The following is a 13591-nucleotide window of genomic DNA, read 5'->3' as shown; positions in this document are numbered from 1 at the left end:
CGTCGGTCAGACGGCGGCAGGGGCGCCGAGGAGCGCGGCGGCCCGCTGGAACGGGGTGAGGGCACGCTCGGGCGCGGCGGCCCGGCGGAGGCCGGGGCAGGTGAAGCCGAGCCGGGTCATGGCCCGGAGGACCTCACCGGCGCTGAAGTCGCGGCGGTCCTGGCGCGTGATGACCTGCCCGACCTGCATGACCGGGTAGGTGCGGCGGCCGATGATCACGGACTCGCCGACGACCTGTTCGGGCTTGACGCCCTTCATGGTTTCGAGGACGCCGCTCTTGGTGAGGTCGAACGGGAAGCGGGCGATGACACAGCGCATGACGCCTCACAGGGAGAAGGAGGGGAGGGTTCCACCGCGGTGAGGCGGTCAGTGGGTGAGGGCGAGGACGCCTTGAGCGCCGTCCTGGTCCCCGACGGCCGGTGTCGCGGCGGGCCTGCGGCTCTGGGCCGGGTGCTCGGCCTGGGCGGTCGTGGTCACGGGTGAGGTGAACGGCCCGCCGCCGCCGAGGAGGTCGCGCAGTTGGACCCGGTCCGTGTACGCGGGGCTGTCACGGACCGCGGTGAGCTGGTCGTGGGTGACCAGTCGGGTGCAGAGGCCGTCGTCGTCGCAGATGAACAGGTACCCGGTGCGGGCGCCCGCCATGACGGAGAGGGCGACTTCGACGGTCATGTCGTCCCAGACCCGCAGGGCGCCCGTGTCCATGGCGTCCGGCGCGGTCCTCTGTGCGGGGACGGCGTTCGTCGGGCGGAGCCGCAGCTGAACCAGCGTCAAAAGGTGCCTCCTGCAGTGGTGGGCCAGTTTCCGGAGCATGACGTCTCTAGGCCGCCGCCGCGTCGAAGGAGCTCTGCCGTGCGGACCTGCGCAGGGCGGCCGAGGCGGGGCTGCGGCGGCCGCGTGAGGCGCCGCTGCCGCGCTTGCGCCGCTCGGCCACCGGCGCGGTGATCGTGACGGGGACGCCGGAGGGCTCCCTGGCACCGGTGATCTGGGTCAGGGCCTCTTCGCCGACGCGGATCTGGGTGGTCTGGGGCACGATCCCGGCGGCGGTCATGAGACGGCTCATGTCGCGGCGCTGCTGGGGGGTGACCAGGGTGACGACGCTGCCCGACTCGCCGGCCCGCGCGGTGCGGCCACTGCGGTGGAGGTAGTCCTTGTGGTCGGTCGGCGGGTCGATGTTGACGACCAGGTCCAGGTTGTCGACGTGGATGCCGCGGGCGGCGACGTTCGTGGCGACGAGCACGGTGACGTGCCCGGTCTTGAACTGCGTCAGGGTCCTGGTGCGCTGCCCCTGGGCCTTCCCGCCGTGCAGTGCGGCGGCCCGCACCCCGCTCGCCAGCAGGTGGTCGGTGAGCTTGTCCACGGCGCGCTTGGTGTCCAGGAACATGATCACTCGGCCGTCGCGGGCCGCGATCTCGGTGGTCGTCCGGTTCTTGTCCGCGCCGTGCACGTACAGCACGTGGTGCTCCATCGTGGTGACCGCGCCGGCGGACGGGTCGACGGAGTGCACGACCGGGTCGGTGAGGTAGCGGCGGACCAGGAGGTCGACGTTGCGGTCGAGGGTGGCGGAGAACAGCATCCGCTGGCCCTCGGGGCGCACCTGGTCGAGGAGTGCGGTGACCTGGGGCATGAAGCCCATGTCGGCCATCTGGTCGGCCTCGTCAAGGACGGTGATCGCGACCTGGCTCAGCCGGCAGTCACCGCGGTCGATCAGGTCCTTGAGCCGGCCGGGCGTGGCCACGACGACTTCGGCGCCGCCGCGCAGCGCGTTGGCCTGCCGGCTGATCGACATGCCGCCGACGACGGTGGCCAGGCGCAGCTGCACCGAGCGGGCGTAGGGGGTGAGCGCGTCGGTCACCTGCTGGGCCAGCTCGCGGGTCGGGACGAGGATCAGGGCCAGCGGCTGGCGGGGCTCGGCGCGCAGGCCGGCGGTGCGGGCCAGCAGGGCCAGGCCGAAGGCGAGGGTCTTGCCGGAGCCGGTGCGCCCGCGTCCCAGGGCGTCGCGGCCCGCGAGGGTGTTGGGCAGGGTCGCGCCCTGGATCGGGAACGGGACGCTCAAGCCCTGCGCGGTCAGCGCGGCGAGCAGTTGGGCGGGCATGTCGAGGTCGGCGAACGCCTCGACCGGGGGCAGTGCGGGGGTGATCGTCTTCGGCAGGGCGAACTCCCCCGAGACCGCGGCGGAGCGCCGGCCGTAGCCGCCCGAGCGGCTCGGGCCGCCGGAACGGCTCGGGCCTCCGGAGCGGCTCGGGGCGGGCGAGCCGTAGCGGCTGCCCCGGCCCGAACCGGCGGTGGAACCGAAAGCGGGGCCGCCGGTGCGGCGGGTACGGGAGGTGCGGTCGTTCGTACGTGTGGGGTTCATGTAAGAACCTTCCTCGATACGGCACGTATCAAGGAATTCCCGCTGCGGAAGATCAGCGCGGGGAATCACAAGAACGGGCCGGAATGGAATGCGAAAGGGAATTCGCCATGCGGTGAACGGGTGCGGGGCGCAGGCGATGAAATGAGGTGGCGCCAGGAGAAAACCCCGCAGCTGGGGCCCGCACCCCGAGGGATGCGGGCCCCAGCTACGAAGTGCGTGTCGGCGTCAGACGGGAACGATGTTCTCGGCCGTCGGGCCCTTCTGGCCCGGCGCGATGTCGAAGGTGACCTTCTGGCCTTCCAGCAACTCGCGGAAGCCCTGGGCGGCGATGTTCGAGAAGTGCGCGAACACGTCGGCGCCTCCGCCGTCCTGCTCGATGAAGCCGAAGCCCTTGGCCGCGTTGAACCATTTCACAGTGCCGGACGCCATGTCGTATCTCCTTGTCGGGGCTGTACGCCGGAACCCGCGATGCGCGGGCCCGGGTCGCCGCGATGATGCCCCGCCCGGAGAACAACCGGAAATAAAAAACGCTTCCCGCGACTGAATGCCTGCGTGAGCGTTGAAGATTTTGGGAACCACAACTGCAACTGAGATCGACAGTAGCACGCGGCAGTGGCCCGTGTACGGACGATAGCGCCCATGAGTTCACTGCGATAAACACGCTGTCCGCGCGGTCTGTTTAACCTTCGTCCGGCGGTGACAGATATTGCCCCACCCGCGCCGCAGTGTTGCCGCAGGAGCGGCCGTCGCCCAGGGCTCGGGGGCACGCGCACGCGGACATCGAATCGCGTGGGACCACGGGGGGAAACTGCCGGTGATCCCTTGAGCGGTGAACGGTGACCGGTGGACTCGCGTCGTCGTGTGCCGCGCGGGCCGGTCCCGGTGGGAGCGCGGCCCGAACCGCCCGTCGGCCCTGCCCGGGTCCGGGTGATCACGGGCGGGACATCACGCGACTGCGCCGAGGCCCGGGGCCCGGCCCGCGGTGCGCTCCGCGCACGGGCGGGGCCGGGCCGCCTCAGCCTGCGGTCGTCGAGTTCCCCGAGGCGGCGGCGCGGCGGTATTCGGCGTTGATGCGCTGAGCTTCTTCGAGCTGGTCCTCAAGGATGACGATGCGGCAGGCGGCCTCGATGGGGGTGCCCTGGTCGACGAGTTCCCGGGCGCGGGCGGCGATGCGCAGCTGGTACCGGGAGTAGCGGCGGTGGCCGCCCTCGGAGCGCAGCGGGGTGATGAGGCGGGCTTCGCCGACGGCGCGGAGAAAGCCCTGCGAGGTACCGAGCATCTCGGCGGCCCGGCCCATCGTGTAGGCGGGATAGTCGTCGTCGTCGAGACGGCCGAAGGAGTCGTCTGCTGTCATTTGCACCTCTCTGCGCAACGCGTGGAGGGGCTTGGGTGCCATGCGGCACCCAAGCCCCGAAGGAACTGCTACACCATCTACCGGCTCTGGTACAACGCCGGCCTACTGTGTCCGCTGTCCCGACCTGGAAGCTGTCGGAGCCGCGGGGATCGCGGTTGCTTGACCGGAGACCACCTCACTATCGATGTCCTGCGGTACCCGGGCTCAACACTCCACCCGGGCGATCCTGATGGCGCTGTGCTCCTCCGTTCTTCCCTCTGGGATCGATCACTTGCCTACTGCTGTTCCTGCGAACTGCTCAGCGGCCTGTCACAGCACCGCTCTTCGGCAGCCAGCCCCGTCGCCCGTCCTGCGTCTGCTCCGGCTTGGAACCCCACTACCGAACCTCCCGGTGCGCGCGTCCGCAGCCGACGCCTTCACCGAGGTACTGCTCACCTCACTGCTGGGTACTGCTCCTGCGTGAACTGCGGTACTGCTCGCGGCGGCCCCTGATCACTGCGGGCCACCCGGTCCGGTCGTCAGTCCCGTCGCCGTCCTGCATCCATCTTGGCTTCGACACTCCACCACCGCACCGTCCTGCGACTGCGGTACTGCTGCCCGGCAGTTCGTCTCTGCCGGGCTCTGCTGTCTCCTTGGCTACGAGAGAAACCATACCCACACCGCCACCCAATGTCTACTCCGGCCGACATAGATTTCTGTGGCTCGGGCGGAGAGATAGTCGGCGCCGGCGCGCGCCTCACGGCTTCCCCGGCTCAGGAGGTGAGCACGATCTTGCCAAGCGGATGGGCGTGTTCGAGTTCCCGGAACGCCTGCCGCACCTCTTCCAGGGGGTGGACCGCGCTGACGGGAACCCGCACGGTTCCCTCGGCCACTAGGCCGGCGAGGCGGGCGAGGGTCCCGGGGGTGGAGCCTTCGGCACTCGCGTCCGATCGCGTCCCGCACGCGGCGGCGGCGCCGTAGTCGATGGTGTTGATCCGGGCGGGCGCGACGCCGAGGGCGAGGCCGAGCCGGACGTAGTCACCGCCGTGGAAGTCGAGGAACCCGGACGGGGCCGGCCCGGCGGTCCGGCGCAGGCGGTCCTCGACGCCCTCGCCGTAGGGGACGACCGTCGCGCCCCGGGCGCGCAGCCAGTCACCGTGCCGTGGCGAGGCGACGGCGATCACGTGCGCGCCGGCCCGGCGGACCAGTTGGACGGCGATGCTCCCCACCCCTCCCGTGGCGGCGGTGACGACGACGGTCTCGCCCGGCGCGGGGACGACCGCCGCGACGGCGGCGCAGGCCGTGCTGCCGGACACGTACAGGGCGCCTGCCGTCTCCCAGGCGAGGCCCTCAGGCTTCGCGACGAGCTGCCCGTCGGGGACGACGACGAGTTCGGCGTGGCTGGAGCGTTCCCAGGACCAGCCGAGCACCTCGTCGCCGACCCGCCACCGGGTGACCTCGCAACCGGTCTCCACCACGGTGCCCGCCAGGTCGCTGCCCTGTCCGGAGGGGAAGGACGCGGGGAACCGCTCGTGCAGGGCACCGGTGCGGATCTTGGCCTCGCCCGGGTTGATGCCCGCGGCGCGCATCCTGACCAGGACGTCGTGCGGTCGGAGCGCCCGCTGTTCGACGTCCTCGACGCGGAGCACGTCGATGTCCCCGTAGTGGTGGAAGCGGACGGCTCGCACGGGGTCCTGCCTTTCGGATCGGATCAGGTCGGTTCGGATCAGGTCGGATCAGGTGGGTTCGGATCAGGTCGGGTCAGGTCGGTTCGGGTCGGAGGTCGGTCCGACGGGCCAGGGCGTCCGGCCGGTGCGGGTACCCGGCTCGCTCAGCCCGGTCTACCGGCCGTCGAGATGGGTGCGCAGGAAGGCCGCGACGTCGTCCAGCGCCCGCGCGCCCTCGGCGACGACCGCGGCGAAGCCCTGGAAGACATGGGGTGCGCCCGGGAACGTCCGCAAGGTGACCGCCACGTCGTCGTCGGCGGCCTTGGCGGCCAGCCGGAGGGCGTCGTCGAGGAGCACCTCGTACGTTCCGGCCTGGACGAGCAGCGGGGGAAGTCCGCGCAGGTCGGCGAAGAGGGGACTGGCGAGGGGCGAGCGGGGGTCGGCGCCCGCGAGGTAGTCGTCGGCCCGGACGGTCAGCGCCCGGCGGGTCAGTGCCGGGTCGACGGCGGCCTTGGTGCGGTGGCTGCGGCCGGACTGGGTGAGGTCGGCCCAGGGCGAGAGGACGACGGCGGCCGCCGGCTGCGGCAGCTCTGACTCCTTGAGCGCCACCAGCAGGGCCAGGGCCAGTCCCCCGCCCGCGGACTCGCCGCTCACGGTGATCGTCTCGGCCGGGACGCCCCGTTCGAGCAGTCCGCGGTAGGCGGCGAGGGCGTCGTCGACGGCCGCCGGGAAGGGGTTCTCCGGTGCGAGCCGGTACTCCACGGTGTGGACGGTGGTTCGGGAGCGGCGGGCGATGTCGGCGGCCAGGTTGACGCTCGCGGCGGCGGAGCCCAGGGCGTAGCCGCCGCCGTGGAAGTACAGCACCGTCCCCGACGGCTCGGCGTCGCCCGCGGTGACCGCGAGGGCGGGGACGCCGCCGAGCCGCTCGGCCGTGGTGCGCACGTCCTCGGGGACCGGGTGGGAGGCGATCATCTCGTCGAAGACGAGGCGCATGGCGCGGGGGTCGCCGCCCATGTCGAGCGGTGAGGCGCGCAGCAGGTCGACGACGGCGCCGAGCCCGGATTCGGTCATGGTGATCTCGCTTGTCCAAGAGGTCGGGGGGTGGCGGGTTCTGGGGATGGTGGGTTCTGGGGGCGGTGGGTTCGGGGGGGTGGCTCGGCGGCGGGGATCAGGCGCGGCGCAGTTCCAGGACCTCGCCGAAGCCCATGCGGCGGACGAAGTCGGTGCGGGCCTCGGTGACGGCGTCGTTGGCCTGCTCGACCGAGGAGTTGGTGAGGTCGACGACGCTGCGGAAGGGGCGCTCGCCGTAGGGCAGGGCGAGGATGCGGGTGATCTCCTCGGCGACGACGACGGGGTCGGCGTGCGTGCCGGGCGTGAAGAGGCTCGCGGTGGCCTCCTCGTTCCGGGCGACCAGCGGGTCAAGGGCCTGGTACGCCTCGGCCACGGCGGTGTCGGCGGCCCGGCCGGCCTTGGGGAAGTGGTCGGTGCCCTCGGTGAAGGCGCCCGGCATGACGATCACGGTCTCGATGCCGAGCGGGGCGACCTCGTAGCTGGTGACCAGGGCCAGCGAGTCCATCGCCGCCTTGGAGACGACGTAGGGACCGAGGAAGGGCGGTGTCGTGACGGACGTGGTGCTGCCGACGTAGAGCAGGGTGCCGCTGCCGCGCCGGCGCAGGTGGGGCAGGGCGGCGCGGTTGAGTCGTTGCACGCCCAGCGTGTTGACGTCGATGAGGTGGGCCATCTCCTCGGCGGTGAACGCCTCCACGTAACCGACCAGCAGGTGACCGGCGTTGTGGATGACCACGTCGAGGTCGCCGCCGTCGGCGAGCACCGCGACGACGGCGGCGTCGGCCGATTCCTGCGAGGACACGTCGAGTTCGGCGACGCGGAGGTCGACGCCCTCGGCGGCGGCGATGTCACGCAGCTCCTGGGCGCGCGGGGCGTTGCGGCCTTCGGGCGAGCGCATCGTGGCGTGGACGCGGTGCCCGGCGCGGGCGAGCGCCTTGGCGGTGAGGTTGCCGATTCCGGTGGCGGCACCGGTGATGAGAACAGTGGACATGGGGTCTTCTCCGTCGAGGGTGAGGTGAGAGGTGTCGGAAGGGGGAGGGGTGCCGGGGGGGCGGTGTGCCCGAGGGGAGGCGGTGTGCCGTCCCGCACGCGGACGTCAGGCGGCGCCGCCGTTGGCGAAGATCACCTGGCCGTTGATCCAGCGGCCGTCGGGGCCGGCCAGGAACGCGACCGCGCTCGCGATGTCCTCGGGGGTGCCGAGGCGTCCGAGCGGGGAGGCCGCGGCGATCCGTTCGACCAGTTCGGCGCTCTTGCCCTCCAGGAAGAGCGGGGTCGCGGTCGGCCCGGGGGCCACGGCGTTGACGGTGACGTCCCGGCCGCGCAGCTCGCGGGCGAGGACCAGCGTCATCGCCTCCACCGCGCCCTTGGTGGCCGCGTAGGCGCCGTAGGTCGGCTGCTGGAGCCGGGTGATCGAGGTGGAGAAGTTGATCAGTGCGCCGCCGGGGCGCAGCCGCCGCGCGGCGAGTTGCGAGACGACGAACGTGCCGCGGACGTTGACGCGGTGCATCCGGTCGAAGGTGTCGAGGTCCGTGTCGGCCACCGGCGCGAGCAGCATGATCCCGGCGGTGTTCACCACCACGTCGACCCCGCCGAAGCGCTGCTCGGCGGCGTCGAACACCCGCGTCATCGCCTCCGGTTCGGCGATGTCACCGGGTGCGGCGAACGTCGTGCCACCGGCCGCGGTGATCGACTCCACCACCTCGGCGGCCCGCGCCGAGGCCCCGGCGTAGTGGACGGCGACCGCCATGCCCGCGTCCGCGAGCCGGCGGGCGACCGCGCTGCCGATCCCGCCCGATCCGCCGGTCACCAGCGCGACCCTGCGCGTTCCGTGCGCTGCGTCCGTCATCTTCTTCTCCCTGCTGGTCGGAATTCGCCGCCAGTCGACATTCGCCGTCGGTCGACATTCGTCGTCAGTCGGAATGCGTCGCCGGGCGGAATTCGTCGTTGGTCGGAATGGGACGGACTTCGGAGGTCGTGGAGGTTCTGTCCTGCCCCGCGCCGTCCTTGCCCGTGACGTCACCCTCCGCCAGACAGGAGTTATTTGTCTAATGAATCTCTGATATCTAGAATATGCGTATGGTGCATATTGAACGGGCGGACCTGAACCTGCTCGGCCCGCTGTCGGCCCTGCTGGCGGAGCGGCATGTGTCCCGCGCCGCCGAGCTGGCGGGCATGAGTCAGCCGGCGATGAGCCGGGCCCTGCGGCGGCTGCGGGACGCCTTCGGCGACGAACTGCTGGTCCGCACGCCGAGCGGGTACCAGCTCACCCCGCGCGCCGCACGCATTCAGCGTCAACTCGGCGCGGTCGTGCCGCAGTTGGAGACGCTGTTCGCGCCGGAGACCTTCGACCCGGCCAACGCGTCCGAGAGGTTCCGGATCGCCGGGACCGATTACGCGTCGGTCTTCGTACCCGCCCTCTTCCAGCGCCTCTTCCGGGGCTCGCCGCGCTCCACCCTCCACTTCGGCAGGTGGTACGACGGCGTCTTCGAGGACATCGACCACGGTCTGGTCGACCTGCTGTTCTACGCCACCAGGAAGGCCGCGCCCGGCCTGCGCTCCGAGCACCTGTTCGACGACGAGTTCGTGTGCGTCATGGCGCGGGACCACCCGCTGGCCGACCGGCAGCAGTTGACGCTGGACGACTACCTCGACTCCACGCACGTGATCGTCGCCACCGTCGGCGGCCGGCAGACCGCCATCGACGACCTGCTCGAACAGCGCCGCACACCGCGCCGGGCCGGGCTGACGGTGCCCTACCACTCCGTGGCGCCCCTGGCCCTACCGGGAACCCGCCTGATCGCCACGCTGCCCCGGCGCATCGCCGCCGAGCACGCGTCCGACCCGGCACTGCGCACCAGCCCCGCGCCGCAGGAGATCCCCCCGCTGCGCTACCACATGACCTGGCACCCCCGGCTCGACGACGACCCGGCACAGCGCTGGCTGCGCGACAGCGTCCGCGAGGTCCTCGCCGGGCCGGCCGCGTAGCGCCGTCGCGGCGCGCGGGGGTGGGCGGCACGGGGGTGGCGCGGCCCGCGCCGGCTCAGGGGGCGGCGGTGAGGGTGTCGAGCCGGGCGACGAGGTCGGGGTGGTCTGCGGCCAGGTAGGGGCGGGTGGCGGCGAGGGGGGCGATGAGGTCGGCGGGGTCGTCGTGGGCGAGAGCCGCGAGGAGCCTGTCGAGCGGGCGGCGCGCGGCGGCGGGCAGGTCGGTGAGGGAGGTGATCTGCCCGGCGACGCGGCGCAGGTCGGCGGCGTTGGCGCGGGCCCCGGCGGCGGTGGTGCGTTCGGCGGCCCTGGCCTGGCGGGTGGCCGTCACGCGCTGTTCGCCGGTGGTCCCCGCCGGGCCGGGGCGGCCCCGCAGGTACCGGCGTTCGGCGGCCTGGCGGCTGGCGACGCCGAGGGGATGGGCGAGGTCGGCCCAGCTGGCGCCGGCGTCGCGGGCGGTCTCGATCAGGCCGGTCTCCCATCCGGCGAGCTGTTCGCGCACCTGGCGCAGCAGCAGCAGTGAGGCCAGCGCCTGTTCGGGCCCCGGCGTCGGTCCGGGGCCGTCGGGCGGGTCCTGGGAGTCCCGATGGGCGTCGTGCAGGGCGTCGTCGATGGCGTTCAGGGCCGCCGCGGCGGCGAGGAAAGACGCCGGGCTGTGGGCGTCCGTGCTGGTCATGGACGGCTGGTCGGCTGTGGTCACCGACACCTCCCTCGGTTGTCATCATCTGGACGACACCATGTTTGTCATCCATTGGATGACATGCTACAACGGTGTCAGTGCAGCGCATTGGCAGCAACTGCCCGAACCCGCTGGAGGTGTTTTCACGATGTTGATGCGCACTGACCCCTTCCGTGAGCTGGACCGGCTGGCACAGCAGCTGATGGGACCCGGCACCTGGTCGAGGCCGTCGGCGATGCCGATGGACGCCTACCGCGAGGGCGACGAGTACGTGGTGGCCTTCGATCTCCCCGGTGTCTCCGCGGACGCGATCGATATCGACGTCGAGCGGAACATGCTCACCGTGAAGGCCGAGCGCCGCCCCGTCGCGAAGGCCGACGACGTGCAGATGGAGCTGTCCGAGCGGCCGTTGGGCGTCTTCTCCCGCCAGATCGTGCTCGCCGACACCCTCGACACCGAGCGCATCAAGGCCGACTACGACGCGGGTGTGCTCACCCTGCGCATCCCGATCGCCGAGCGCGCCAAGCCTCGCAGGATCTCCGTCGGCGTCGGCTCGGGCCAGAAGGAGATCTCCGGCTGACACCGGCTGGAATAGTGCGGAGGACAGGCACCTGACCCCCTCACCCTGTCTGTCCTCCGCACTCCCTCGGACATCCGCGGAAACACGAAGGGGTGGCGGTCCCCATGCCTCTGCGACGCGAAGCGTTCCTCGGCCATGTGAGGGAGCGCGGCGAGTACGGCACGGTGGAAGAGGCCGAGCGCGCGGCCCGCGTGGTGCTCGCCCTGCTCGGCGCGCACCTGGTCGGCGAGGTCCGCGCCCAGCTCGCGGCCCGCCTGCCGGAGGGCTTCGCCCTGATCCTGCTCAACCCGCTGCAGAGCGCCGAACCCCTGTCGCCCGAGCGGTTCGTCCGCGCGACCGCCGCCTGGATCGAGGGCGCCACCGAGCAGACGGCGACATGGGACGTCAGTGCCGTGCTGTCCACCGTCGCCGACGCGGCGGGCGACGACCTGACGGGGCAGATCCTGCTCCAGCTCCCGGCCGGCTACGACCTCCTCTTCGGCCGCCCCCAGCCCACCTGACCAAGACCGGGGCCGGCGCACCCGTCCCCCAGCTCCACGAAAGGCATGCACCGCAGTGATCTCCGACGCGCGCGTACCGCTCGAACACCAGCAGCCGTACGGGACGGCGTACGAGCAGATGCTGGAGAAGGTCCGCTACGAGGGCGCCTACCCCACCCGCGAACGGGCCGACGAAGCCGTCCGCCTCGTCCTCGCCGGGCTCGGACGCCAGCTGACAGGGGACGAACGAGTCGATCTCGCCGCCTGCCTGCCGCTGGAGGCCGCACGCGTCCTGACCGCGCAGATCCCCGCCCCCCAGCCGCTGACCGGCTGGGCCTTCGTCAAGGACCTCGCCTCCCGCACCGGCGCCTCCCTCGCCACCACCCGCTGGGACACCGGGTCCGTCCTCAGCGCCGTCGCCGCCCACGCCGGCCCCGACCTCGTCACCCGCGTCCTCCACCAACTCCCCGCCGGCTACGCCCTGCTGTTCGGCCGGGCCGAACTCACCCGCGCCGCGTAGCCGAGGGCGGGAGCGCCCGCCTCACGACGGCGTTCCGCGCCCCGCCAGGACGTACCAGTGGGCCGGCAGTTCGATGCGGGTGCCGTCCGTGAGGTGGGCGGTCTGCGGCAGGGGCGCGGCGCCCGAGGCCAGGACGGTCAGGCCCGCCGCGCGCAGCAGCTCCGGTGTCTCGGTGTCCTCGGCGTCGGCCGGTCTGAGGCCGTGCGCGAAGACCCGGCGCAGTTTCTCGGGCGGGCCGTCGGGTTCCCGCATCGCCCGCTGGAGGACGTCCTTGGCGGCGCGGGTCAGTTCCGTCACGAAGGCCCGGCCGCGGGAGCCGATCAGGGTGGCCACGGCGCGCGCCACCGCGGGCCTGTCCCCGGCGTCGCTCTGGTGGATGACGGCCCGCATGTAGACGTTGGCGTCACCGATCCGTTCGTGCAGCGCCGCCACCGCGTCACGGTCGACGAGGTCGAGCCGCTCGAACTCCGCCACGCCCTCGGGGTCGGCGCGCCGGGCGTGGTCGATCGCCGCCTGGGCGAGGTCCACCCCGATCGCCCGGGGGAAGCGGCCCGCGAGGTACCTGGTCTGAGTGCCGTTGCCGCACCCGAGGTCGACCACCGGCAGCGAGGCGTCGGCGTGCGGCAGCAGCAGTTCGCTGTGGGGCGCGGCCGAGAAGGACGGGTCGGCGTCCCAGATGGCCTCGCCCGGGGCGTCGGAGGTCTCCCGCCAGTAGCCCTCCCAGGCTTCGCGGTAGCGCGACGACACGTCCATGCGGTCTCCCCGGCTCGGGCCCGCCCGACGCGGGCCGCGCGGACCTGACTACGCGCGGCCGGGCGGCGAGGGCAAGCGCGCCGCGCCCCCTTCACCGCTCCGCCCCGTCCGGGCGCCGGTCCCGTTACGCCCCCGGACGCCTTCCGCACCAGGGGCAGCAGCCGATGGTGACGCTCGATGTGCCGCCGTCGTGGACGATCAGCCCGTGCTCCCGGGAGCCGAGGGCGAAGTCGATCAGCGCGTCCGGGCAGTCGCGGGGCTGTCGGGTCGGGCGGGGCTCATGGGGCGGGGGTGTCGTTCTCCTGGTCGGGCTCGGGGTCGGGGTCGTGGTGGGCGTGGCGCCAGTCGTCCCGGTCCCGGGTGCGGGCCCGGTGGCGGCCCGCGTCCCTCGCGGCCCGGAAGGCGGCCACCGCCCGCCGTACCCCCTCCGCGTCGACGGCGCCCTCGCGCATCGCGTCCGCCCACCGGGACTCCGGCGGCACCGGTTCGCCGCGCGGCTCGTCGTTCATGTCGGCTCTCCCCTCGTCCGGGGTTCGTCGGGCCCGTGGTCCCGTGCCGCGAGCCGGCGGCCGAGGCCGCGCAGGCCCCGGTGGGCGGCGGTGCGGACGGCGCCGGGGCTCTTGCCGAGGACGCGGGCCGCGCCCGGTCCGTCCAGGCCGACGACCACCCGCAGCAGCACCGCCTCGGCCTGGTCGGGCGGCAGGGTGCGGACCAGTTCGAGGGCCCGTGCCGTGGAGAGCGCCTCAAGGGCCTGGTCGTGGGTGTCGTGCGGGCCCGGCAGTTCCAGGACGTCGGGTTCGAGCGCCCCGGCGCGCGGACGGGTCTTCAGCCGGCGCAGATGGTCCAGCGCCCGGTGCCTCGCGATGGTCGCCGTCCAGCCCCTGAACCCGGCGCCGTCGCCCTTGAAACGGCCGAGATCGCGGGCGATCTCCAGCCACGCGTCGGACGCCACGTCCTCGGCGTCGTCGCCGACGATCCCGCGCAGATAGCCCAGCAGTCCCGGCTGCACCAGCCGGTAGGCGTCCGCGAACCCGGTCTCGTCGCCCCGCTGGGCGCGCGCCACGGCGTCGCCCAACTCCCCGTCGTACGGCTGCACCCGGCCGGGTCCCCCTCCATGGCCCGGCCGCGCTCCGGGCGTCGGGAGGTGCCCGGAGCGGGCCGTGCCGAACACACGTTC

The 13591-nt window shown here is 72.8% G+C and carries 17 protein-coding genes and 1 pseudogene; 4 read left to right on the top strand and 14 right to left on the bottom strand.

Annotated features, from left to right (window positions below):
* Positions 1 to 6: 6 nt before the first annotated feature.
* The 9 genes from DDJ31_RS23870 to DDJ31_RS23830 form a co-directional block, all read right to left on the bottom strand.
* Complete coding sequence (locus DDJ31_RS23870) at positions 7 to 318, bottom strand: SCO5918 family protein (protein ID WP_127178332.1); 312 nt, start codon at positions 316 to 318, stop codon at positions 7 to 9.
* A gap of 48 nt (positions 319 to 366) precedes the next feature.
* A complete protein-coding gene (locus DDJ31_RS23865; protein WP_127178333.1) occupies positions 367 to 771 on the bottom strand; it encodes a hypothetical protein in 405 nt (134 codons plus the stop codon).
* A 46-nt stretch (positions 772 to 817) separates the two neighbouring features.
* Entirely contained in the window at positions 818 to 2353 is a 1536-nt protein-coding gene (locus tag DDJ31_RS23860; RefSeq protein WP_127178334.1) for a DEAD/DEAH box helicase, read from the bottom strand.
* A gap of 225 nt (positions 2354 to 2578) precedes the next feature.
* Positions 2579 to 2782, bottom strand: coding sequence for a cold-shock protein (locus tag DDJ31_RS23855; protein ID WP_031097515.1), 204 nt, complete (start codon positions 2780 to 2782; stop codon positions 2579 to 2581).
* A 586-nt stretch (positions 2783 to 3368) separates the two neighbouring features.
* Entirely contained in the window at positions 3369 to 3707 is a 339-nt protein-coding gene (locus tag DDJ31_RS23850; RefSeq protein WP_127178335.1) for a MerR family transcriptional regulator, read from the bottom strand.
* Between the two features lie 752 nt (positions 3708 to 4459).
* Complete coding sequence (locus DDJ31_RS23845) at positions 4460 to 5374, bottom strand: NADP-dependent oxidoreductase (RefSeq protein WP_127178336.1); 915 nt, start codon at positions 5372 to 5374, stop codon at positions 4460 to 4462.
* Between the two features lie 153 nt (positions 5375 to 5527).
* Positions 5528 to 6424 (bottom strand): alpha/beta hydrolase, encoded by an 897-nt coding sequence (locus DDJ31_RS23840; RefSeq protein ID WP_127178337.1) that lies wholly within the window; start codon positions 6422 to 6424, stop codon positions 5528 to 5530.
* A 97-nt stretch (positions 6425 to 6521) separates the two neighbouring features.
* On the bottom strand, positions 6522 to 7412 hold the full coding sequence (locus DDJ31_RS23835; protein WP_127178338.1) for an SDR family NAD(P)-dependent oxidoreductase: 891 nt from the start codon (positions 7410 to 7412) through the stop codon (positions 6522 to 6524).
* 105 nt (positions 7413 to 7517) lie between these two features.
* Entirely contained in the window at positions 7518 to 8267 is a 750-nt protein-coding gene (locus DDJ31_RS23830) for an SDR family oxidoreductase (RefSeq protein WP_171480892.1), read from the bottom strand.
* Positions 8268 to 8497: 230 nt separating this feature from the next.
* Between DDJ31_RS23830 and DDJ31_RS23825 the strand changes: the two genes are divergently transcribed.
* Complete coding sequence (locus DDJ31_RS23825) at positions 8498 to 9406, top strand: LysR family transcriptional regulator (protein WP_127178339.1); 909 nt, start codon at positions 8498 to 8500, stop codon at positions 9404 to 9406.
* A gap of 55 nt (positions 9407 to 9461) precedes the next feature.
* Here the strand turns inward: DDJ31_RS23825 and DDJ31_RS23820 are convergent, their stop codons facing one another.
* Entirely contained in the window at positions 9462 to 10103 is a 642-nt protein-coding gene (locus DDJ31_RS23820; protein ID WP_127178340.1) for a type III effector protein, read from the bottom strand.
* Between the two features lie 127 nt (positions 10104 to 10230).
* Here DDJ31_RS23820 and DDJ31_RS23815 point away from each other — a divergent pair, with 127 nt between their 5' ends.
* From DDJ31_RS23815 to DDJ31_RS23805, 3 genes are all read left to right on the top strand, one after another.
* Positions 10231 to 10662: an Hsp20/alpha crystallin family protein gene (locus DDJ31_RS23815; protein WP_127178341.1), complete on the top strand. Its 432-nt coding sequence runs from the start codon at positions 10231 to 10233 to the stop codon at positions 10660 to 10662.
* Between the two features lie 104 nt (positions 10663 to 10766).
* The gene (locus DDJ31_RS23810) at positions 10767 to 11162 is read left to right on the top strand and encodes a DUF2267 domain-containing protein (protein WP_127178342.1); all 396 of its coding nucleotides are present in this window, start codon (positions 10767 to 10769) and stop codon (positions 11160 to 11162) included.
* Between the two features lie 55 nt (positions 11163 to 11217).
* Positions 11218 to 11661 carry a DUF2267 domain-containing protein gene (locus tag DDJ31_RS23805; protein WP_127178343.1) on the top strand — a complete coding sequence of 148 codons (444 nt, stop codon included), beginning with the start codon at positions 11218 to 11220 and terminating at the stop codon, positions 11659 to 11661.
* A 21-nt stretch (positions 11662 to 11682) separates the two neighbouring features.
* Here DDJ31_RS23805 and DDJ31_RS23800 read toward each other — a convergent pair whose 3' ends face one another.
* The 4 genes and pseudogenes from DDJ31_RS23800 to DDJ31_RS23790 form a co-directional block, all read right to left on the bottom strand.
* Complete coding sequence (locus tag DDJ31_RS23800) at positions 11683 to 12414, bottom strand: class I SAM-dependent methyltransferase (RefSeq protein WP_127178344.1); 732 nt, start codon at positions 12412 to 12414, stop codon at positions 11683 to 11685.
* Positions 12415 to 12538: 124 nt separating this feature from the next.
* Positions 12539 to 12664: pseudogene (locus tag DDJ31_RS40090) on the bottom strand (DUF6980 family protein); the annotation flags it as partial.
* Positions 12665 to 12692: 28 nt separating this feature from the next.
* Positions 12693 to 12923, bottom strand: coding sequence for a hypothetical protein (locus DDJ31_RS23795; protein ID WP_127178345.1), 231 nt, complete (start codon positions 12921 to 12923; stop codon positions 12693 to 12695).
* A complete protein-coding gene (locus tag DDJ31_RS23790) occupies positions 12920 to 13585 on the bottom strand; it encodes an RNA polymerase sigma factor (RefSeq protein ID WP_127178346.1) in 666 nt (221 codons plus the stop codon). The genes DDJ31_RS23795 and DDJ31_RS23790 overlap by 4 nt, the downstream gene beginning before the upstream one ends.
* Positions 13586 to 13591 lie beyond the last annotated feature (6 nt).

The organism is Streptomyces griseoviridis, assembly GCF_005222485.1.
GTDB lineage: Bacteria > Actinomycetota > Actinomycetes > Streptomycetales > Streptomycetaceae > Streptomyces > Streptomyces hintoniae.
The sequence above is the reverse complement of the archived record's forward strand: the minus strand, read 5'-3'. Positions and strand labels throughout refer to the sequence as shown.